Consider the following 20,876-nt stretch of genomic DNA (forward strand, 5'->3'; position numbering starts at 1 on the left):
TTAGCCAAAACACACCGTCAACGCGGGACCGGGTTGCAACCGGCGGCCCGCGTGTCGCTGTCCGATAACGCAGGCCTGAAAGGTTCGAGATTCCAGGGCGTCTTGTTGCGGTAATTGACCAGCACGCAGCTCAATTGCTGGCGCATGCTGCCGGCGGAATGTTCGTTGTTTCGCCAGTTGCCATCCGCCCCCTTGAGGGCGAACAACTGGTCATAAAACACCCCGACCTGTTCGTTGGGCACGGCGCGCCCCGCCGCCGTGGGCACGATGCTCAAGCTCCATTCATCTTTGCGGGTACCGGGGTCGTAACGCTTGATCCAGGTGGCGGCAGCGATGTAGCTGGGTGCAGCAGGTGCAACCGGCTGGGCACCGCCAACCACCGTCAGGTCGATCGCCTGGTCAGCGGCGACATAGCTGAACCGCTGCTCCGCAGGCTGGGTGAAGTCCAGCCGCAGGATCGGCACGCTGTAGCCCTGGGCCTGGAGTTTCTTCTGGAAATTGCGCGCGCTGTTCAGGCCATTCTCCGGTTTGGGTGGCGCCTGGTCACCGCGAGTGGCGAAGTTCTGCGTGCTGTGGACGTTGTAGATGAAGGCATCGATGTATTTCATGTTGTCGCTGCCGTCGTTGGTGGCCGAGGCATTCTTCAACATGAACTCGTTGACCTGGCCGCTGAAGGCGAAGGGGTCTTTGTTGGTGGTGTTCGGCCGGGACTCGTGAACCCGGATCATGGCGTTCCAGTCGCTGGGTTTTTCCGCGTTCCAGGAGCACTGGCTGTATTGGATCGGTCCCTTCATCAGCCCGATATATTTCTGGGTCCATTGCTCGGCGGTGCTCACCCCGGCTTCCGCGCAGGTGCCGTAGGCCAACGCGCTATTGCGGTTGTTCACCACGCCTTGGGCTGTTCGCGGCGGCTCGCGGCTGTCGAAAAAGCCGCAGCCGTACCACTTACGCTCCGGCCCGGTCCCGCCATCGAAAGCGTAAATGCAGGTGAACCCCTGCTCCTTGACCGGCAGATTCAGGGCCGCCGCATCGGTGGGATTGCGCAGGATCAAACCTGCCGGGTGGATGAGGATCCGCGTGCTCAGGTCCTTGCGGATCCAGGAGTAGGAAGTCGCGCCGATCTTGACCGCGTAGGGGCTGTAATCCCAAGGGTTGAAAGGCCCGTCGTTGACCATGCGCAAGGTCACGCCGCTGCAATAGTAGAGACCCCGCGCGGCACCGGTATCGGGCTCCTGGCACACGTCCTTAAGGGTGTTGTAGTTGTGGTTGATGCGTTTAAGCGTATCCAGCGGATCAAGCAACGGCTGGGCGGCAACCGTACAGAACACCAAGGGCAACGTGCAGGCCAGGGCAAAGGATGAAAGCTTTAAAACCCACTGCAACATCACAATCGCGTGTGATTGATCGTCCGTCATGCGATACCGTCCTTGGCAAAGAGGCCTGGGAGATGGGCCGTACCGATGACTATAGAACACCCTTGGCCGCCCATTTAAAACTGTCAGAAATTACAGGTGGGCGCTGGATTACGACGAATGTTCGCTGCACTGAGGGAGTTGCGCTCACTGACGGACAGCTACTATCAATCAGTGCTTATTCCTTTTTGTGGACGGCTGCATAGTCTATCGCTCGCTGGACGGTCCATGTTACAACGGATTCCGTTTCCGAAATGCTCATTCCAAATTCGGCCTCCAATGCGTTGGCAATATCAGTTATATCAATGGAGTTTGCCCCTAGTTCGTAAAAATCAGCATCTCTTTTAATACGAGCCTTGTCTTTTATTTTCAATTGGGCAGCAATTATTTTTATGACACGTTCTTCTACGCTTTCCATCTTGTCTCTCCCTGATCATTTGTACAGTCTGGCTCACCGCCAAATACATCACCCGATTGACATCGTTTTTTAACACTTCACAAGAGCGTCTCATTAGTGCACGAAGCAGCAGATCCCTGGCTGCATGAAGGGTTACTCCTGATCTAACTCTCACTCAAGTCCAAAGGTAGTAGCCAGCGCAATGACTGACTACTGTCAGAAATATCAGTTTGTTATAACTATTCACGATTAGTAACGTTTATTTATTCCAAACGTTGCCATTTGGCGTTTGGTGGCTCGCTGCCCCATCAACATCAGCCCTCCTCCCAACAGCAGCAAACCCGCCGCCACAAAGATGTACCCCCCGTAGACATCCAGTCGAACGTCGAGATGCCCTTCCAGCTTTTGCGCAACATTGAGCGTCTGGGAGCAAGCCAGCGTCCCGGTCAGCGATGCAATCGCCAACACTGGTGTCAAGGTCGCGGACACACGTCCCATATAACCCGCCGGCACCGCATCCTGCAGCATCGGCCCCTGGACAATGGCAAATACCGAAAAGAACAACCCGCAACTGAACATGAGCGCCCATGCCAGGTAGAACGGTGGACTAAGCGAGTAACCCATGTAACTCAAGCCCATGCACAGGAGCGAAACGGTAAACGCCTGGCGATGGCTCAACGACCTCAACAACGGCTGTACCAACAACGCCGCTATCAATCCGCCGACGGGAAATGCCGCCAGGATCAGGCCATATTCATAAGCGCTCAGGCCCAATGTTTTAAAGGCATACAACGACAACGCGACGTTATTGACCCCCAGCGAAAAGCCGTACAACGCCACGCCAATCAACAAGGTTCGAATGGACGTGTGGCCCCATGAGAACCTCAGACCGGCCCACAACCCGGCCCAAAATAAAGGCCGCTCACGCTCCGGCACTGCCTTGTTGCGCAGCCCTCGGGTGGACGCGATGCACAGCGCCGAACCGGCGAAGGCCAACACATTGATCAGCAGTGCCCACAACGGTCCGACCACCACAAACAACGTCGGGCCCAAGGAAGCTGAAATGACCGAGATTCCGGTCAGGGAAAACATCGCCTTGGCGGAGGCTTCGACTCGACGGGCCGGCGGGATGACCATTTGCATGATGGCCTGGCGGGACGGGTTGAAAAACTGCGCGGCGACACTGTTCAGCAACAACAAGACCAGCACGCCCGAGAACACCTGCCTCTGATCGAGGTCGAACAGCGCGTAGACCACGATGAACATCAGGAAGTTGATCACCCTGATCCCGTCCGCCGCGAGCATGACATAGAGCGGGGTCATGCGATCGACCCAAGCCCCCGCCAGCGGCGCCACCAGCACCCGGGGAACGGCCGACGCCGCCACCGCCAGGCCGACGGCACTCGGTAAAAACGCACTGTCGCGAAACAGGTCGGTGACCAGCCAGACAATCACAGTGCTTTCGAAAACAAATTCGCCAAAGGAAGACAGGGCTTGCCCCAGCCACAACAGTGAAAAGTTTCTGCCGATGAAAAAATCTGCAAACTTGTTCTTCACTGCCAAGACACCATGATTTGCGTAAGCGCGTTCGAAAGACGCGAGGAACGGTTTATTGAAGGACCGCAGTTGCGTAAGCCCCCACTGTTAACACAACTGATCGCCCTCCAATACCCAACTTGGCAATGCGTCCCTACGGGGGATTTTGTATTTCAAGGTGGTGAGGGCGTTAGCGCTGGAGTCGGTCGAGGGCCTCGCCACTGCGTTTGAACCAGCCGACCAGGTAGTCCGCCAGCACTTGCGTACGCTTGGGCAATCCGCCCTGATACGGATGCACCAGGTACATCGGCATACGACGCGTCTGATAATCCCGCAGGAGCCAGCGCAATCGGCCGTCAGCCAATTCCGCTTGCAGCAGGTACGACGGCAATCGCGCAATACCGGCGCCGGCCAGTGCGGCTTTCTTCAGCAGGCTGTAATGGTTGCTGGCGAACGGCCCCGAGACACGCACCCGCAACAACTCGTGTTGCTGGTGATAGAGCCATTCTTCGCGGCCGCTGTAATGGCTGTTGAGCAGGCAACGGTGTTCGGTCAGCGCCTGTGGCGTCGTCGGTTCGCCATATTGCTCAAGGTAGGCCGGGCTGGCGCAGGTCATTTCATGCCAGGCCAGCAACGGTCGGGCCACCAGGCGTTCGTCATTGCCGACTTCGGAGCGCACCGCCAGGTCAAAACCGTCGCGGGACAAATCGCGGTAGCTGTTGCTCAGGTCCAGTTCGATCTGCACCTCGGGGTACTTGCCGGAAAACTCCAGAAGCAAGCCGTCGAAGAAGGTTTCCCCCAGCGACACCGGCACCGTCATACGCACAGGGCCGGCCATGTCGTCCTTCAATCGCGCCAATGCCTGACGCGCCCTCTCCACTTGGACTACAAGTGCCTGGGCTTGCGGCAACAGCGCCGCGCCCGCGGCCGTCAAACTCAGGCGGCGAGTGGTGCGTTGCAGCAGGACCACGGAAAACCGCGTCTCGAGCAGGCTGATGCGCTTGGACAGCTGGCCCTTGCTGCAGCCCAATTGCTGGGCCGCGAGGGTAAAACTCCCGGCTTCGATCAACACGGCGAACGCTGCCAGGTCATCCATTTCGCTCACGGATTGTTTCCATTAGAAAACCAAAGGTTGCCTATTAGCACGCTTATCACTAGGAAAATCCACTCTAGACTGAGCTCTCTTTCTACTCATTCGAGGCACGGCACGATGAAGATTCTTTTGATAGGCGCAGGCGGCACCATTGGTTCGGCGGTCGACAAAGAGCTGTCGCAACGTCACGAAGTCATCCGTATTGGCCGTAACAGCGGCGATTTCAATGTGGATATCAGCGACAGCGCGTCGATCCGCAAGCTGTTCGAACAAACCGGCAAGTTCGATGCGCTGGTGTGCGCCGCCGGTAACGTGACCTTCGCCCCGCTGGACGAAATGACCGCCGACAGCTTTGCCCTGGGCCTGAAAGACAAGCTGATGGGCCAGGTCAACCTGCTGCTGATCGGCCGCGAATTCGCCAACGACGGCGCCTCGTTCACCTTCACCACCGGCGTGCTAAGCCACGACCCGATTCGCAGCGGTGCCTCGGCTGCGCTGGTCAACGGCGCACTGGACAGCTTTGTGCGTGCCGCCGCTATCGAACTGCCTCGTGGTCTGCGGGTGAACTCGATCAGCCCGACTGTGCTGCTGGAAGCCATGGGCAGCTATGCGCCGTACTTCCGTGGCTACAAGCCGGTTCCTGCGGCGGATGTGGCGTTGGCCTACGCCAAAAGCGTGGAAGGCTTGCAGACCGGTCAGACCTTTCACGTCGGTTAAGCCCGATGCGATTGGCACATCGGCGGGGTTGTGATGAACGGTCAGGCTGCGTAACGTGGCGGCACTTGTCTGGAGAACCAAAGATGCGTGTTGCCCGTTCCCTCGTCCTCGTTGCCCTGCTTCCGTTGTTTGCCGCGTGCCAGTTGTTCGATGGCCCGCGGCAGAGCGCCTCCCATGTCGGCCAGACCCGCATGCAGGGCCAATTGACCGCGGCGGACGGCAAGCTGATGTTCCAGCCGTGCAATGAACAGCGCAGCCTGGAGGTCAACGACACGGGCGGCACCAGCGTCCTGCAAGAGGCCGCGAGCCTGGCCGATGACCAGGGCAAGTTGTTCGCCGACGTGCGTGGCCGCATCGATGGCAGCCGCCTCGATCTTGCGCAGTTGTACCGCGTCGAGCGCTCGGGCACGGCGTGCGACGATCCCAATTTCAAACTGCTGATCCTGCGCGCTGCCGGCCACGGGCCTGAGTGGAACGTCAAGGTCAGCGGCAAAGGCATGGCGATTGATCGTGCCGGCGAGCCGCCATTGGCGGTGCCCTATGTTGAAGAGCAACTGGGCGACGGTCGTTTCAACCTCAGCAGCGAAGCCAACGGCAAGCACATCGAACTGTGGGTCGCGCCCAATCGTTGCGTCGACAGCAGCACCGGCAGCATCCAGCACATGAGCGCCGAACTGCGGATCGACGGCCAGGTGCAGCGCGGCTGCGGGTATTTCGGCGGCTCACGTAACGACTGATCGTTTTTGCCTCACGGGACCGGCGTTTGGGGCTTATAATCGCCGCCTTCAAACGCCTTGGCGCAGTTGTGCGCCCCGCGAAACGGATCCCGTCATGTTACGAATCACCGAACTCAAGTTGCCGATCGACCATCCCGAAGAAGACCTGCGCCCTGCCATCGTGCAGCGCCTGGGCATCGCCAGTGATGACCTGCTCGACTTCACCTTGTTCAAGCGCAGCTACGATGCGCGCAAAAAATCCTCCGAACTGTGCTTCATCTACACCATCGACCTCACCGCCAAGGATGAGGCGGCGTTGCTGCACACGTTCGCCGATGACCGTAACGTCAACGTGGCGCCGGATGTCAGCTACAAAGTGGTCGGCCAGGCGCCGGCCGATCTGGCCCAGCGCCCGATCGTCGTCGGTTTCGGCCCGTGCGGGATCTTCGCCGGGCTGCTGCTGGCGCAAATGGGCTTCAAGCCGATCATCCTCGAACGCGGTACCGAAGTGCGCCAGCGCACCAAGGACACCTGGGGCCTGTGGCGCAAAAGCGTGCTCAACCCCGAATCCAACGTGCAGTTCGGTGAAGGCGGCGCGGGGACGTTCTCCGACGGCAAGCTCTACAGCCAGATCAAGGACCCGAAATTCATCGGCCGCAAGGTCTTGCATGAGTTCGTGAAGGCCGGCGCGCCGGAAGAAATCCTCTACGTCAGCAAACCGCACATCGGTACGTTTCGCCTGACTGGCGTCGTCGAGAACATGCGCGAGCAGATTCGTGCGCTGGGCGGCGAAGTGCGCTTCCAGCAGCGGGTTACCGACGTGTTGATCGAGGACGGCCAACTGGTCGGCGTCGAGTTGAATGGCGGCGAGCAGATCCATTCCAAACACGTGATCCTGGCCCTCGGCCACAGCGCCCGCGACACCTTCCGCATGCTCCACGGCCGTGGCGTGTTCATGGAAGCCAAGCCGTTTTCGGTGGGGTTCCGTATCGAACATCCGCAGTCGCTGATCGACCGCGCGCGCCTGGGCAAATACGCCGGCCACCCGAAACTCGGCGCCGCCGACTACAAACTGGTGCACCACGCCAAGAACGGCCGTTCGGTCTACAGCTTCTGCATGTGCCCGGGCGGCACCGTGGTGGCGGCGACCTCCGAGCCGGGTCGCGTGGTCACCAACGGCATGAGCCAGTACTCGCGTAACGAGCGCAACGCCAACTCCGGGATCGTCGTCGGCATTACCCCGGAAGTCGATTACCCGGGCGGACCGCTGGCCGGTATCGAGTTGCAGGAACGCCTGGAATCCCACGCCTTTGTGCTCGGCGGCAGCAACTACGAAGCACCGGCGCAACTGGTCGGCGACTTTATCGCCGGCAAGCCGTCCACCGAAGTGGGCAGCGTCGAACCGTCCTATAAGCCGGGTGTTTCCTTTGGTGATTTGGCCTTGGCCTTGCCGGCGTTTGCCATCGAAGCGATTCGTGAAGCCTTGCCGGCGTTCGAGAAGCAGATTCGGGGCTACTCGCTGCACGACGCGGTGTTGACCGGGATCGAGACGCGCACCTCGTCGCCGCTGCGGATTACCCGTAACGAGTCGATGCAGAGCTTGAATGTGAAGGGCCTGTTCCCGGCGGGTGAAGGCGCGGGTTATGCAGGAGGGATTTTGTCGGCGGGTGTCGATGGGATTCGGATTGCGGAAGCGGTAGCTCGCGACATCCTTGGCCTAGAAGCTTAAGCCTTAAGATGGCGATCGTTCCCTCGCTCCGCGTGGGAATGCAGCCAGGGACGCTCCGCGTCCCGAGAGCGGACGCAGAGCGTCCGGTGAGGCATTCCCACGCGGAGCGTGGGAACGATCATCGGGTCAGATGTTGGCGCGTAGTACGGTGGCCGGCAGCGGTTCGCCGCGTTCGACACTCGCCGCCACGGCATCGATCAAACCACTCAATTCATACCCTTGGCCCTTGAGCCAATCCTGGTCGTAATAGGTGGTGGCATAACGTTCGCCGCCGTCGCACAGGATCGCCACGATCGACCCCGACTCCCCCGCCGCCGCCATCTGCTGCGCCGCGATCAAGGCGCCAATCAGATTAGTGCCGCTCGACCCGCCCACGCGCCGACCCAGGCGCTGCGCCAGGTAATGCATGGCCGCCAGCGACAGCGCATCCGGCACCTTGACCATGGCATCGATCACCTTGGGCAGGAACGACGCTTCCACCCGTGGCCGGCCAATCCCTTCGATCCGCGAACCGCAGTCCAGACGCAGGCTCGCATCACCGGTCTGGTAGTAATCGAAGAACACCGAACGCTCGGCATCGGCGCACAACACGCGGGTGCAATGCTGGCGATAACGCACGTACCGGCCGAGGGTTGCGGTGGTACCGCCGGTGCCGGGGCTGGAAATCAGCCAGCTCGGCTCCGGGTGCTGCTCGAAGCGCATCTGTTGGAAGATCGATTCGGCGATGTTGTTGTTCGCCCGCCAGTCGGTGGCGCGTTCGGCGTATGTGAACTGGTCGATGAAATGGCCATCGTTTTCCCGGGCCAGGCGCTCGGACTCGGCGTAGATCTGGGTCGGATCGTCCACCAAGTGACTCTTGCCGCCGTAAAACGCGATTTGCGCGATCTTCTCTTTGGACGTGGTCGCCGGCATCACAGCAATGAACGGCAAGCCGAGCAAACGGGCGAAGTACGCTTCGGAAATCGCCGTCGAGCCGCTGGACGCCTCGATCACCGGCGCGCCGGGCTTGAGCCAGCCGTTACACAGCGCATAGAGAAACAGCGAACGGGCCAGACGATGTTTCAGGCTGCCGGTGGGGTGGCTGGACTCATCCTTGAAGTACAACTCGATGCCCGGCAGACCCGGCAGCGGCAAGGGAATCAGGTGGGTGTCGGCGCTGCGCTGGAAGTCGGCCTCGATGATCCGGATGGCTTCGCGGGCCCACTGTCGGGTGTCGCTCATGGTGGTGATCTCGTTGAATAGTCGGCCTTGTCGCAAGGCTCAGCCCCTAAGCTTAGGAAAAAACCTACACCACGCACAGATACAGCTGAGGTCCAATACGTCCGGCAACTGCTAGGCTCAGTCCTCGTTGGGCTTTGCAGCCGTTCGCGCTGTAACGGCATATAACAAAAAAGAATATAACTTTTGTTTTAACAACTAACGGTACGGGTTAGGGTGTGCCACCTTTTGAATTCATCGATGGAGAGCGACCTTGCCTCTGCGTAGCACGTTCACGCGTTTCTTTCAGTTGGAAGCTGCCAGCGGTCTGTTATTGATCGCCGCCGCAGCCCTGGCTCTGATCATCAACAACTCCTCGTTGTCGTGGCTCTATAACGGCTTGCTGGACACTCCCGTGGTGGCCCAGATCGGCGCGCTGAAAATCGCCAAGCCCCTGCTGCTGTGGATCAACGACGGCCTGATGGCGATGTTCTTCCTGCTGATCGGCCTGGAAGTGAAGCGCGAAGTTCTCGACGGCCAGCTGTCGAAACCCTCGCAAATCGTCCTGCCCGGCGCGGCGGCGATTGGCGGCATGGTGGTGCCGGCGCTGATCTACTGGTTCATCAACCGCGACGATCCGTCGGCGCTGGGTGGCTGGGCGATCCCGATGGCCACCGACATCGCCTTCGCCCTCGGCGTGCTGGCCTTGCTCGGCAAGCGGGTGCCGGTGTCGCTGAAGCTGTTCCTGATGACACTGGCGATCATCGATGACCTCGGCGCCATCATCGTTATCGCGATTTTCTACTCCGGCACATTGTCGACCTTGTCCCTGGCGCTGGCCGGGGCCTGCATCGTCGCGCTGATCGCGATGAACCGGCTCGGCGTGGTCAAGCTCGGGCCGTACATGATCATCGGGTTGATCCTGTGGGTGTGCGTACTGAAGAGCGGTGTCCATGCCACACTGGCTGGCGTAACCCTGGCCTTCTGCATTCCATTGCGCACCAAAAATGCCGAACCGTCGCCGCTGATGACCCTGGAACACGCGCTGCACCCGTGGGTGGCCTACGGCATCCTGCCACTGTTCGCCTTCGCCAACGCCGGCCTGTCCCTCAGCGGCGTGACCGTGGAAAGCTTCACCCACCACGTGCCGATGGGCATCGCCGTCGGCCTGCTGCTGGGCAAGACCCTGGGCGTGTTCGGCCTGACCTGGCTGGCGGTAAAAGCCGGCATCGCCGCCCTGCCCCAAGGCGCCAATTGGGGCCAGGTGCTGGGCGTGGCGATCCTCTGCGGTATCGGCTTCACCATGAGCCTGTTTGTCGGGTCCCTGGCGTTTGTGCCGGGCACCAGTGACTACGCCGGGATGGACCGGATGGGGATCTTGACCGGTTCGATTCTCGCGGCGTTGATTGGTTATGCGGTGACGGCGGCGGCGAGTCGCAAGCGTGTCGTGCTGCAATCCTGACTAACAGAGAACACTCCTAAGGACATTGAAGACTCGTCCTACAGCCACGATCAGCCACGTTCGTTAACGTCGCACAGCCCCTTTTGGGGGCTGTCGATGGACGAATTTTCAAGGACGATCAGTGGCTGGCAACAACGACATCCCCCGGGTTAAAAACCCGCCATCAGGTGATGGGCATCGCGTCTCTCACCGCTTCATGACCGCCACCGAACTGGCCAAGCGGGACGCTCGGCAAAGTGCCTACGAGGCCATGCTTGCCCGGCAAGACGCCTTCGAACGCAATCTTCCGCTCACCTCCTCCAAAGACGAACCCCCTCGCGCGGGCTGCGTCTTCGCCAAGTCCTGCAAGCTGCCGGACGCCATCATCGATTACGCCAACCCTTCGGGGATGGTGCCCACCGACAGCCTCAAGGATTACGGGGAAGTCGCCTGGCTGGGTGCTCGCGAGGTGGATGAAGCCGGGCTGCTGAATCTGGAGACGATCAGCGGCAACACACAGCCGCTCGACATCGGGCGACTCGCGTTACGCTTTCCGGCCATACCGGCAATCGGTGTGGCGGGTGCTACCGCATTGGCCGGTTTGGCCGCGCTGTTCTGGACGCCGAGCCTGGGCGATAGCGCGCTCTACACCGAAGAACAATTGCGCGCACTCAAGCAAGCGCGCACCCGTGTTCGGCTGAGAATCGAGCAACAGGCTGATGGCAGTCTCAAGGGTTACGCCTTCTACACCGGCAAGAACCGCGATTGGGAAATGGTCGACGTCGCGCAATTCGATTTGCGCGATAACAGGCAAGTGGCTGACCTCGGGGATGGCGTTGAGCTGATCTGGACCCCGGCGGTGGACGGTTCCGACATCCTCGGTATTCCCGCGCTCGAAGCCGCACCACAAGCCCCGCACATCTGGGTTTACCCGCCGACGAAAGCGGCGGATAGCATCATCGTGAACCCGGTTTATCCGCCTGAGTACAAGGATTTCATTCTTGTGTTTCCGGTGGGGTCGGGGGTGCGGCCGGTTTACATTGTTCTAAGTGTTCCGGGAGATAAGCAGTACCACCCAGCGCCACCAGCATTACCAGCTTTTCCAGATGTAAAACCTGCGCCGATGAAAACCTCCGTGCGGGGCGGCGGAAAAAAACGCAGACGCTGGAAAGATCTGTCAGGGAGAATTTATGAATGGGACTCACAACATGGCAAGGTTGAGTTGTACACGAAACAAGGAAAACATCTTGGAGAGTACGATCCGGAAACCGGAGAACAGACAAAGCCTGCCGATCCGGCTAGGAGAGTAGAAAAATGAAACATGTTATAGAAGTTTTCGATAGTCGGACTGAAGATCTGCTTCTTACCGTTGATGTCCCCGCCAGTCGAAGCGAAGCGTTGAGAGCGCTGATGAACTGGCAACAACCGGACGACGAATTCGACGGTTACGACTTGTCTCCAGAACAAATAAAGGTACTGGAAGACTGGACCGGAAAACCCCTTATGGGTGCAAATAAGATCGTACAACTGGTGTGCACAGAATGAATCGAGACTATCCAGCGGTAAGCCATGCAAGAAAGTAATTTTTCTACTCGCATAAAAAACCCCGACCAGTCACCTGATCGGGGTTTTCTTTTACCCTGCGCTTCCGCTTAGTGCGAAACGCGGCTAGTCCCATCAACCGTGGAAATCCGCACCCGCTCACCCACACGGAACACTTCATTCTCCTGAACCTGCTGCACATAGGCGCGCATGCTGCCGTCGTCTTCACGCACGGTAATTTCTACGCCTTGGGCACGCGTCAGGCCTTCTTCGGTAGCCGAACCAATCAGGCCACCGGCAACCGCACCGATGACCGCAGCAACGATGCTGCCGCGACCGCCACCGATGGCGCTGCCGCCAACACCACCCACTGCCGCACCGGCGATACCGCCGATTGGGGTCTTGGTGCCTTCGATTTTCACTGGGCGCAGGGATTCGATGGTGCCCATGCGAATCGTCTGCACGCGACGCGCTTCGTCACGGGAGTAGGAGTCACCGGTCAGGCTGGATTGGCAGCCGGTGAGCAACATCGCCATCGTGGAAAAGGAAGCAACCAGCAAAACAGACTTACGCATAGCATCAACTCCAAAGGACAGGTGTTCATTAAACTCCGCAGCTTGACGCCTGTCACGGCATCGCCCGGATAAAATTGGTTTCATTCAGGCCCGGTACAGACACCTCTGAACTCACACCACAGTAGCGGCAATTACCAAAACCTGCGCCATTGACCCAAGGATTTTTCATGGATTACTTCATCATTGTCGTCACGACCGTGGCCGGTCTGTACTTCCACGGGTGGTTGTACGTCCGGATCAAACGCTGGATGGACCGCGATCTGGCGTTAGCCTTGGCTGGTAAGGATGAGCATAAAAAAGCCTTCATGCTCCAGCAACTGGCGAACGCTCAAGCGCAGAGAATCAAGCGTCGGGACCTGCCGCAATGGCTTGAGGCCGCTGCGGCAGGCTATCCCGGTCGGTAGACTGCTTAGGGTGCCAGACGTTCAAGAATCCAGTCGGCGTCTTGCAGGCGGTAGTTGAGGCGATCGTGCAGGCGGCTCGGACGGCCTTGCCAGAACTCGATGCGCTCGGGGAGCAAACGGTAACCGCCCCAGTGTTCCGGGCAGTGTGGCTGGGTATCGCTGAAGCGCTGCTCGGTGATTTTGAGCAATTCTTCGAGTTCACCACGATCGGCAATCACCCGGCTCTGGGGCGAAGCCCAGGCACCGAGACGGCTGCCCAGGGGGCGTACCTGAAAGTAGGCGTCGGACTCTTCGGGCGTGACCTTCACCACCCGCCCTTCAATGCGCACCTGGCGCTCCAGGGTCGGCCAGAAGAAGGTCATGGCGGCGAACGGGTTCACCGCCAGATGCTGGCCCTTGGCGCTGTCGTAGTTGGTGAAGAAGGTGAAGCCCTGAGTGTCCAGGCCCTTGAGCAGCAGAATGCGGCAATGGGGCCGACCGTCCAGATCGACGGTGGCCAGGGTCATTGCATTGGCCTCGACCGGCACCTGTTCGGTTTTCACCGCATCGGCGAACCACTGATGGAACAGCGCGAACGGCTCGGCCGGGGCTTGAGCCTCGGTCAGGCCATCACGGGTGTAGTCGCGACGCATATCAGCCAGGGCCTGGGTCATGGCACATTCCTTCTGGTTAACGATCAGTTCTTCGCAGCATCCGTAGCGACGACTTTCTTCGAGTCAGCAGCGGCTTTGGCCGGTGCAGGCTTTTTCGCCGGGGTCGCGGCTTTGGCCGGAGCTTTCTTGGCTGGAGCCTTGGCTGCGGCTTTCTTGGCGGGTGCCTTTTTCGCGGCTGGCGCAGCGGCTTTCTTGGCCGCTGGCGCCGGGGTGACAGGTTTGACTACTGGCTTGACGTCCTGGGCGGCCACCATTCTGACCGGTGCCGGCGCTGGCATGTTGTACTTGCTCAGCAACGCCACCATGGTGTTTTGCGGAGTGACCAGCAGTTCCACACGACGGTTCAAGGCACGGCCTTCATTGCTGTCGTTGGCGGCACGCGGGGCTTCGCCGCCCATGCCACGCAGCATCAGGCGATCGCGCTGCAAACCGCTGAGACGGAAGATCGCCGCCACAGCCTGGGCACGTTCCTGGCTCAATTTGACGTTGGCCGGCGCCGCGCCCGACGTATCGCTGTGACCGAGGACCAGCACCGCGGTCTTCGGATCGACTTCAAGGATTTTCGCGACGCGGCTGAACGGGCCAAGGGTGACCGGCAGCAGCATGGCCGGGCGATCCGGGTTGAACGAGCCATCCACCGGCGCCGTTACCACCAGCACGTTGTCACGGCGCTCCAGTTTCAGGTTGCTGTCCTTGATCGCGTCACGCAGGCGCGGTTCGTAATCGTCGAGCCAGGCCTGGGTCACTTTCGGATCGGGCATCGGCACGGCTTTGGCGGTGCTCTGATCTTTGCCACCGAACGGCCACCACCACTTGCCACCCGCGTCGGCGTCAGCCTTGGCGACTTCTGCCGGTTTAGCTTCAGGTTTGACGTCGGCCTTGGCGACGGGCTTATCGGCGCCATCATCGGAACCGAACGGCCAATACCAGCGGCTGCTGCTTTCAGCCTTGACCACCGGGGCGGTGATCTCCGCTTTCAGCGGATCGACCGCTGGGGCCGGGGCTTTGGCGGCGACTTTGTCGGAAGAACCGAACTGCCACCAGTGACTGGTGCCATCGGCGTCATTTTGCGGAGTTTGCGCGCAACCGGTAACGGCGAAGCACAGTGCCAGAGCAAGAGTTTTATTGGATGACATTGGATATCCACAAAATGAAGTAATAAACACAAGCCCACATCGGACCGCATAAACAGACGCTTTGAATCGAAAAAGGTAACGAGGTTCCGGTGCCAAACCTTTCAACGACGCTTTACAGACAAGTGGCAAGCACCCGTACGAGCTTCTGCGCGCGTGGATCCATCAAGACGTACGGCCCCAAGGTATTTGTCACAAAGCCGAAAGCCACGTCGTGCTCTGGGTCAGCAAAACCGATGGAACCGCCCGCGCCAGGGTGGCCGAACGCCCGTGGACCGAGGCCATACGTGGCATTCGGCACCTCCGGTTGATCGAGCATGCAACCCAGGCCAAAACGGGTCCGGGTCAGTAAAGTCTTGTCGTCGCCGAGGCTGTGTTCGCGGGTCAGCTCATCGAGCATTTCGCTTTCCAGCAGGCTGCCGTCCAGCAAACCGGCATAAAACCCGGCCAGGCTGCGGGCATTGCCGTGGCCGTTGGCGGCGGGTTGTTGCATGCGCCGCCATTCCGGTTTGTTGGTGCTGGTCATGATCGACGGCGGGTTGGTGAAGGCCCGGGTGGTCATGGCCGTCGGTTCGCGCATCGTCACTTGCAACAGGCGCTGGGCCGCGGCATCGCCGACGTTGCCCTTGCCCCGGGCGATGTGCGCCACGCGGTGAAACTCTTCGTCCGCCAGGCCGACGTGGAAGTCCAGGCCCAACGGCTTGGCCACCCGCGCGACGATGGATTCGCCAGGGCCGCGACCGTCGACACGACGCAGCAATTCGCCGACCAGCCAGCCGTAGGTGATCGCGGCATAGCCGTGGCCTTGTCCCGGCGTCCACCAGGGTTGTTCGGCGGCCAGCGCGTCGACCATGGTTTGCCAGTCATACAAGGCTTCGGGCGCCAGCAACTCGCGCAGAGCCGGCAGGCCGGCCTGATGGCAGAGCAATTGGCGCAGCGTTACGGATTCTTTGCCGGCAGCGGCAAATTCGGGCCAGTAGCGGGCCACCGGGGCATCGAGTTGCAGCTTGCCTTCGGCCACCAGTTGCAGCGCGGTGACGGCGGTGAAGGTCTTGGTGCAGGAGAACAGGTTGGCGATGGTATCGCTATGCCAGGCCTCAAGACCGTCCTTATCGGCGGTACCGGCCCAGAGGTCGAGGACGGTTTCACCGCCGACCTGGATGCACAACGCCGCGCCACGTTCCTGGGGATCGTCGAACAGTGCGGCAAAGGCCTCGCGCACCGCTTCGAACTTAAGCTCGTAATGACCCTGAATCTGCAAACGCAACTCCCCCGGATAAACGCTCTACAAAGTGGTCCGCATTGTTCCAGCCCTGGAGGGTTTTGGGAACAAGGGCGGGCTGGGCGGTGTAGCCGCCTATAGATTTTTTCGGAAAACATGTGATGTACCTGTGGCGAGGGAGCTTGCTCCCGCTCGGCTGCGAAGCAGTCGTAAAACCATTGCATGCGGTGTGTCTGAAACACCGTCGTTGCAGGTTTTGGGGCCGCTTCGCAGCCCAGCGGGAGCAAGCTCCCTCGCCACAGGGGTCTCAACTATTAATGACCATTACCCGAATGCCCGCCCGCATGCCCGGCACCCGGGCCTTTACCGGCGTCGCCTTTGCGGCCGCCCTCGGCTTCGTGGCTGGCTTTATCCGCCTCGGCCTTGGCTTTCTCGGCCTCTTTACCCAGTTGACTGACAGTCGCCAGGTTGCTTTTGCGCACGCTGTCGACAAAGCCCTGGAACGGCAGATCGGTAATGCCTACCAGGCCAAAGTGCCCGTTCTCGCCATCCAGCAAGCGCCCGGTCACCGGTTGATCGAGGTACTGGAACCAGTGCACGCCGACAATCGACGGTTCGCTCATCGCCTGTTTGAGGAAGTTGGCGTAGGCCGGGCCACGGTCTTCTTCCTTCGCCAGTTGCGTCACACCGCCCCAGAACGGGCCGCGATCCGCCGAGCCGAAGTTGAACTCGGTGATCAGCACCGGTTTATCCAGGCTGCGCAGTTTGGCGAAGTCGTAACCGTCCTGGGGTTGCAGGGTGTACATGTTGAAGCTCAACACATCGCAATACTGCGCGCAGGACTCGACGGCTTCCGGGGTGCTGATAGCGAAACGGCCACCCAGCAACAGCTGGTTCGGCGCGTGCCATTTCAGCGAATCGGAAATGGTCTTGAAGTAAGTGTCGGCGAAGACCTTCTGGAAGTATTTGAAGTCGGCTTCGATTTCCGGGTGATCGGCGCTTGGCAGTGGTGCTTCGAAGCCCGGATCCTCCATCAATTCCCAGGCTGGCAGGTCAATGCCCCAGGCTTTCGACAGGCCCGCCTGGTTGCGGTACTTGTCGCGCAATTGCTTGAGGAACGCGCGTTTGGCCGGCACGTCGGTGGTCATCTTCAACGTGCCGTAGGCCAGGGCGTAACGGGCTTTCGGGTCGTCGCCGGGGCCGGCCCAGGCCAGTTCGTTGTCGGCGAAGTAGCCGATCAACCACGGATCGTCGCGGTGATCCCGAGCCGCAATGGCCACGGCACGCTCGGTGGCCATGGCGAATCGCGGGTCGAACGGGTCAGGCATGCCGCCCCACCAGTCGGTACCGGTGCTGATGCTGGCGTAATCGCCGACGATCGACAGCGGCAAGGTGTACGGCACGCGATCCGCGTCGCCCAGCGCCGGCTCGCTCCAGTTGCCGACCGTGTTGAAGCCCCAGGCTTGCAGGCGATCCAGGGTGTGGCGGGTCCAGCGTTGTTCATCGACCACGGCTTTGCAGGGTTCGACTGCTTTGGCGACTGTGGCTTCGGTAGCGCCTGTCTTCGCTGCTTCGGCGATACCGGATTCGGCGGTGGTCGGCGCGACAGGTTGCTCCGCAGCTTTTTCCGCCGTCTGTGCCACCGCGTCAGCTTTGGCCGCTTCGGCAACGCCGGCCTTGGTTTCACTGGTCACCGCACACGGTTCACCATAGAGCCGCTGCAGGTTGGCGCCATAAAAGTCGTACCAGCGACCAACGTTGTAGGCGCGACCCTGATCGGCACCGTTGCCGCCACGGTTGTCGCCTTCGCCATAGTGGCTGGCCAGCGGTTCGTCGGGCTTTGGCAGGTTTTCAAACATCCACTCACGACCGGCGATGTAGGTTTGATCAACATCAGGGGCGACCGTATTCACGCCAAGGGAGTAGAACGGATGCCCTTCCGGCGTCACCAGATACCAGCGACCATCGCGCTTCTCGGTGCGGAAGAAGCCGCTGGCCTTGAACGCCGGGCCTTTGTTCAAGCCACCGAACTTGTCCAGGGATGATTTCTCGCGCTCGGCCAGCCAGGTTTTCAGTTGTTGCTGTTCTTTGGCGGCGGCGGATTTCAGCTGCTCGTCACTGCTGACTTTTTCCGGCCATTTGGCCCGAGTCGATTGACCGTAAGTGTCCACCAGCGCGCCATACACGGCTTTGCTCACGTCCTCGCCGTCCTGCACGCCGAAGCGTTCCAGCAGGATGCTCTGGGCAACTTTCGGCTGGTCCATCGACAAACTCACCGACACCACCTGGCTGCGATCCAGTTCACCGCTGCTGCTGGACAGCAACACGCGCTGACCGTCGACGGTCATCGGCATCGGCGGCCCGGCTTTCATGCCCTGGCTCAACGGTGAACTGGCGACCAAGGGCACCAGCAGTGTTTGCGCCGGGCCGGCCGGCAGGTCGACGCGGCTGATCAGGGTCTTGCCGTCGTTGCTCTGGATTTTCACGTAGAGGGTCACGGCCCAGTCCATGGCACTCTGGACCCGCAAGGTCATGACGCCCGACTGCGACCAGTCCCAGGCACCGGTTTGCGGGGTCAGGCGCAAGGTCGGCTGGGCTACCGGGTTGAAGGTTACCCGGCGCAGCACTTCGCCTTCGGCCGTTTGCTCGGCGTTGGATTGCGGCAGGCTGGCGTCCTGGGTCGCCACCGTGACCACATCGGCGGGGCGCACAAAGTTGAACAGCGTCTGCTGGCCCGCAGGGGCAGCCAGCAACGGCGTTGCGAACAACAGGGCAAATACAGCAGGCAACGAACGACGAATCATGAGAACGAAATTCTCCCTAACGACCAACTATGGCCAGTGGAAAAGCGATGACAGAGAGATAGACAACGCGGTGGGCAAAACTGCCCACCGGTGTATCAGGAAATTTCACGCCGGAAGGGTGGCAACGCATTGAGGATCGCTTTGCCGTAACGCTGGGTCACCAGCCGTCGGTCGAGCAAAGTGATGGTGCCGCGATCCTCTTCGGTACGCAGCAAGCGACCGCAAGCCTGGACCAGTTTCAGCGAGGCGTCCGGCACGGAGATTTCCATGAACGGATTGCCGCCCCGGGCTTCGATCCACTCGGCCAACGCGGCTTCCACCGGATCGTCCGGCACCGAGAATGGAATCTTCGCGATCACCACGTGCTCGCAATAGGCACCGGGCAAGTCGACGCCTTCGGCGAAACTCGCCAGGCCGAACAGTACGCTGGAATCCCCGCCATCGACCCGCGCCTTGTGCTTGTTCAGGGTTTCCTGTTTCGACAGGTTGCCTTGAATGAACACTTGCTTGCGCCAGTCGCGATCCAGGCCGTCGAACACGTCCTGCATCTGTTTGCGTGATGAGAACAGCACCAAAGTGCCCCGTGAGCCTTCCACCAGTGACGGCAGGTCACGAATGATCGCGGCGGTGTGGGCCGGCGCGTCACGCGGATCGGCCTTCAGGTCTGGCACCCGCAGCACGCCGGCATCGGCATGATGGAACGGGCTCGGGACCACAGCGGTGACAGCTTTTTTCGGCAGGCCGGCACGCATGCGGAAGCGGTCGAAGGTACCGAGTGCGGTCAGGGTCGCCGAGGTCACCAGCGCGCCATAGGCCACGTTCCACAGGTTGCGGCGAAGCATTTCCGCGGCAAGGATCGGGCTGGCGTTGACCTCGATGTCGAACAGCGAACCGCTTTCCGCCAGGGTCAGCCAACGGGCCATCGGCGGGTTGTCTTCCGGGTCTTCGGCGGTGAATGCGACCCACAATTCCCAGTTGCCCGAAGAACGGGACAACAGGCTGCCAAACAATGGATACCACTCTTCGGCCTGATTGCTGGCGATGCCGATGTTGACCTCGCCGTCCATGCCTTCCTTGAGCAGTTCGGTGAGGCGGGTGAACAGGTCGGTCAGGCGGGCAAAGCCCTTCTTGAGCTCGACGCCCATCTCGCGCATGTGCTCGGGGATGACCCCGGCCACGAAGCGGTGACGCGGCCGCTCACGGCCTTCGACGTCTTCGCCGGGCTTGAAATCGGCGACCTGTTCGCAGGCGGTGAACATGAACTGCTGCTGAGTCTTGATCTCGCGGGCCAACTCCGGCACCTGTTCGATCAACTTGCCCAGATCGCCCGGCAATGGATGCTGGGCCAGCAGTTTGGTGAGGTTCTTGGCGGTGGTTTCCAGCCAGTCGGCAGTGGAACGCAGGCGCGTGTAGTGGGCGAAGTGACCGATTGCCTTGTCCGGCAGGTGGTGACCTTCGTCGAACACGTAGATGGTGTCGCGCGGGTCCGGCAGCACGGCGCCGCCGCCCAGGGCCAGGTCGGCCAGGACCATGTCGTGGTTGGTGACGATCACGTCAACCTTGCCCATGCCTTCGCGGGCCTTGTAGAAGGCGCACTGGCCAAAGTTGGGGCAATGACGGTTGGTGCACTGGCTGTGATCGGTGGTCAGGCGCGCCCAGTCGGCGTCTTCGAGGGCGGTGGACCAACTGTCGCGGTCGCCATCCCACTTATTGCCGGCGAGTTTTTCGATCATGCTGGTGAACAGCTTCTGGCTGGCCTCATCGACCTCGATCTTGAAGCCTTCTTCTTCGAACAACTGCGCGGTGGCGGTTTGTGCGTGACCTTCCTGGAGCAACATGTCGAGCTTGGACAAGCACATGTAGCGTCCACGGCCCTTGGCCAGGGCGAAGCTGAAATTCAGCCCGCTGTTGCGCATCAGGTCGGGCAAATCCTTGAACACGATCTGCTCTTGCAGGGCGATCGTGGCTGTGGCGATCACCAGGCGTTTGCCGGCAGCCTTCGCCGTCGGAATCGCCGCCAGGCTGTAGGCCACGGTTTTACCGGTACCGGTGCCGGCTTCCACCGCGACAATCGCGGGGTCTCCACTGCGCCGGCCTTCGTCGTCGGTGTCGATGTCACCGAGGACTTTGGCAATTTCGGCGATCATCAGGCGTTGGCCGTAACGCGGCTTGAGGCTCTTGGCTTCAAGAAAACGCGTGTAGGCGCCCTGGATCGTGGTTTTGAGTTCGGTGCTGATCATGGATTGTCGGGCGCAAAAAACGCTGGATAAATTTTCAGTGGTTTCGGATGGCGGCTATCATACCG

General features: G+C 60.6%; 18 protein-coding genes. 7 read left to right on the plus strand and 11 right to left on the minus strand.

Annotation, left to right across the window (positions count from 1 at the left end):
- Window positions 1-17 precede the first annotated feature (17 nt).
- From HKK53_RS13865 to HKK53_RS13880, 4 genes are all read right to left on the minus strand, one after another.
- Window positions 18-1,415, minus strand: a complete 1,398-nt coding sequence (locus tag HKK53_RS13865; RefSeq protein ID WP_169371292.1) for a DUF2599 domain-containing protein — start codon at window positions 1,413-1,415, stop codon at window positions 18-20.
- A gap of 175 nt (window positions 1,416-1,590) precedes the next feature.
- Window positions 1,591-1,830: an acyl carrier protein gene (locus tag HKK53_RS13870; protein WP_169371293.1), complete on the minus strand. Its 240-nt coding sequence runs from the start codon at window positions 1,828-1,830 to the stop codon at window positions 1,591-1,593.
- 228 nt (window positions 1,831-2,058) lie between these two features.
- Window positions 2,059-3,366: an MFS transporter gene (locus tag HKK53_RS13875; protein ID WP_169371294.1), complete on the minus strand. Its 1,308-nt coding sequence runs from the start codon at window positions 3,364-3,366 to the stop codon at window positions 2,059-2,061.
- Between the two features lie 169 nt (window positions 3,367-3,535).
- The gene (locus HKK53_RS13880) at window positions 3,536-4,450 is read right to left on the minus strand and encodes a LysR family transcriptional regulator (RefSeq protein WP_169371295.1); all 915 of its coding nucleotides are present in this window, start codon (window positions 4,448-4,450) and stop codon (window positions 3,536-3,538) included.
- Window positions 4,451-4,555: 105 nt separating this feature from the next.
- Between HKK53_RS13880 and HKK53_RS13885 the strand changes: the two genes are divergently transcribed.
- The 3 genes from HKK53_RS13885 to HKK53_RS13895 all read left to right on the plus strand — a co-directional run bounded on the left by HKK53_RS13885 (window position 4,556) and on the right by HKK53_RS13895 (window position 7,600).
- Window positions 4,556-5,155, plus strand: coding sequence for a short chain dehydrogenase (locus HKK53_RS13885; RefSeq protein WP_169371296.1), 600 nt, complete (start codon window positions 4,556-4,558; stop codon window positions 5,153-5,155).
- Window positions 5,156-5,238: 83 nt separating this feature from the next.
- A complete protein-coding gene (locus HKK53_RS13890) occupies window positions 5,239-5,892 on the plus strand; it encodes a COG3650 family protein (RefSeq protein ID WP_169371297.1) in 654 nt (217 codons plus the stop codon).
- 94 nt (window positions 5,893-5,986) lie between these two features.
- The gene (locus HKK53_RS13895; protein WP_169371298.1) at window positions 5,987-7,600 is read left to right on the plus strand and encodes an NAD(P)/FAD-dependent oxidoreductase; all 1,614 of its coding nucleotides are present in this window, start codon (window positions 5,987-5,989) and stop codon (window positions 7,598-7,600) included.
- Between the two features lie 126 nt (window positions 7,601-7,726).
- On the opposite strand, the gene HKK53_RS13900 is transcribed toward HKK53_RS13895, so the two are convergent.
- Entirely contained in the window at window positions 7,727-8,821 is a 1,095-nt protein-coding gene (locus HKK53_RS13900) for a PLP-dependent cysteine synthase family protein (RefSeq protein WP_169371299.1), read from the minus strand.
- Between the two features lie 250 nt (window positions 8,822-9,071).
- Here HKK53_RS13900 and nhaA point away from each other — a divergent pair, with 250 nt between their 5' ends.
- The 3 genes from nhaA to HKK53_RS13915 all read left to right on the plus strand — a co-directional run bounded on the left by nhaA (window position 9,072) and on the right by HKK53_RS13915 (window position 11,783).
- Window positions 9,072-10,259 (plus strand): Na+/H+ antiporter NhaA, encoded by a 1,188-nt coding sequence (nhaA, locus tag HKK53_RS13905; RefSeq protein ID WP_169371300.1) that lies wholly within the window; start codon window positions 9,072-9,074, stop codon window positions 10,257-10,259.
- Window positions 10,260-10,380: 121 nt separating this feature from the next.
- On the plus strand, window positions 10,381-11,556 hold the full coding sequence (locus HKK53_RS13910) for a colicin E3/pyocin S6 family cytotoxin (RefSeq protein WP_169371301.1): 1,176 nt from the start codon (window positions 10,381-10,383) through the stop codon (window positions 11,554-11,556).
- Entirely contained in the window at window positions 11,553-11,783 is a 231-nt protein-coding gene (locus HKK53_RS13915) for a DUF7683 domain-containing protein (RefSeq protein WP_169371302.1), read from the plus strand. Before HKK53_RS13910 ends, HKK53_RS13915 begins: the two co-directional genes overlap by 4 nt.
- Before the next feature lie 107 nt (window positions 11,784-11,890).
- Here HKK53_RS13915 and HKK53_RS13920 read toward each other — a convergent pair whose 3' ends face one another.
- Window positions 11,891-12,355 (minus strand): glycine zipper 2TM domain-containing protein, encoded by a 465-nt coding sequence (locus HKK53_RS13920; protein WP_133837333.1) that lies wholly within the window; start codon window positions 12,353-12,355, stop codon window positions 11,891-11,893.
- A gap of 167 nt (window positions 12,356-12,522) precedes the next feature.
- On the opposite strand from HKK53_RS13920, the gene HKK53_RS13925 reads away from it, so the two are divergent.
- Window positions 12,523-12,759, plus strand: coding sequence for a hypothetical protein (locus HKK53_RS13925; RefSeq protein ID WP_169371303.1), 237 nt, complete (start codon window positions 12,523-12,525; stop codon window positions 12,757-12,759).
- Between the two features lie 5 nt (window positions 12,760-12,764).
- On the opposite strand, the gene pdxH is transcribed toward HKK53_RS13925, so the two are convergent.
- From pdxH to dinG, 5 genes are all read right to left on the minus strand, one after another.
- Window positions 12,765-13,412, minus strand: a complete 648-nt coding sequence (gene pdxH / locus HKK53_RS13930; protein WP_169371304.1) for a pyridoxamine 5'-phosphate oxidase — start codon at window positions 13,410-13,412, stop codon at window positions 12,765-12,767.
- A 23-nt stretch (window positions 13,413-13,435) separates the two neighbouring features.
- Window positions 13,436-14,548, minus strand: coding sequence for an OmpA family protein (locus HKK53_RS13935; protein WP_169371305.1), 1,113 nt, complete (start codon window positions 14,546-14,548; stop codon window positions 13,436-13,438).
- A 112-nt stretch (window positions 14,549-14,660) separates the two neighbouring features.
- Window positions 14,661-15,806, minus strand: a complete 1,146-nt coding sequence (locus tag HKK53_RS13940) for a serine hydrolase domain-containing protein (protein WP_169371306.1) — start codon at window positions 15,804-15,806, stop codon at window positions 14,661-14,663.
- Between the two features lie 275 nt (window positions 15,807-16,081).
- A complete protein-coding gene (locus tag HKK53_RS13945; RefSeq protein WP_169371307.1) occupies window positions 16,082-18,571 on the minus strand; it encodes a beta-agarase in 2,490 nt (829 codons plus the stop codon).
- A gap of 95 nt (window positions 18,572-18,666) precedes the next feature.
- The gene (dinG, locus tag HKK53_RS13950; RefSeq protein ID WP_169371308.1) at window positions 18,667-20,811 is read right to left on the minus strand and encodes an ATP-dependent DNA helicase DinG; all 2,145 of its coding nucleotides are present in this window, start codon (window positions 20,809-20,811) and stop codon (window positions 18,667-18,669) included.
- Between the last annotated feature and the right edge of the window lie 65 nt (window positions 20,812-20,876).

The organism is Pseudomonas sp. ADAK7 (assembly GCF_012935675.1).
Taxonomy (GTDB): Bacteria; Pseudomonadota; Gammaproteobacteria; order Pseudomonadales; family Pseudomonadaceae; genus Aquipseudomonas.

Excerpts from the sequence above, each read along its gene's own strand:
- HKK53_RS13865 (WP_169371292.1), bottom strand. The coding sequence starts at position 1,415 with ATGACGGACGATCAATCACACGCGATTGTGATGTTGCAGTGGGTTTTA.
- HKK53_RS13870 (WP_169371293.1), bottom strand. The coding sequence starts at position 1,830 with ATGGAAAGCGTAGAAGAACGTGTCATAAAAATAATTGCTGCCCAATTG.
- HKK53_RS13885 (WP_169371296.1), top strand. The coding sequence starts at position 4,556 with ATGAAGATTCTTTTGATAGGCGCAGGCGGCACCATTGGTTCGGCGGTC.
- HKK53_RS13890 (WP_169371297.1), top strand. The coding sequence starts at position 5,239 with ATGCGTGTTGCCCGTTCCCTCGTCCTCGTTGCCCTGCTTCCGTTGTTT.
- HKK53_RS13895 (WP_169371298.1), top strand. The coding sequence starts at position 5,987 with ATGTTACGAATCACCGAACTCAAGTTGCCGATCGACCATCCCGAAGAA.
- HKK53_RS13900 (WP_169371299.1), bottom strand. The coding sequence starts at position 8,821 with ATGAGCGACACCCGACAGTGGGCCCGCGAAGCCATCCGGATCATCGAG.
- HKK53_RS13915 (WP_169371302.1), top strand. The coding sequence starts at position 11,553 with ATGAAACATGTTATAGAAGTTTTCGATAGTCGGACTGAAGATCTGCTT.
- HKK53_RS13920 (WP_133837333.1), bottom strand. The coding sequence starts at position 12,355 with ATGCGTAAGTCTGTTTTGCTGGTTGCTTCCTTTTCCACGATGGCGATG.
- HKK53_RS13925 (WP_169371303.1), top strand. The coding sequence starts at position 12,523 with ATGGATTACTTCATCATTGTCGTCACGACCGTGGCCGGTCTGTACTTC.
- pdxH (WP_169371304.1), bottom strand. The coding sequence starts at position 13,412 with ATGACCCAGGCCCTGGCTGATATGCGTCGCGACTACACCCGTGATGGC.
- HKK53_RS13935 (WP_169371305.1), bottom strand. The coding sequence starts at position 14,548 with ATGTCATCCAATAAAACTCTTGCTCTGGCACTGTGCTTCGCCGTTACC.
- HKK53_RS13945 (WP_169371307.1), bottom strand. The coding sequence starts at position 18,571 with ATGATTCGTCGTTCGTTGCCTGCTGTATTTGCCCTGTTGTTCGCAACG.
- dinG (WP_169371308.1), bottom strand. The coding sequence starts at position 20,811 with ATGATCAGCACCGAACTCAAAACCACGATCCAGGGCGCCTACACGCGT.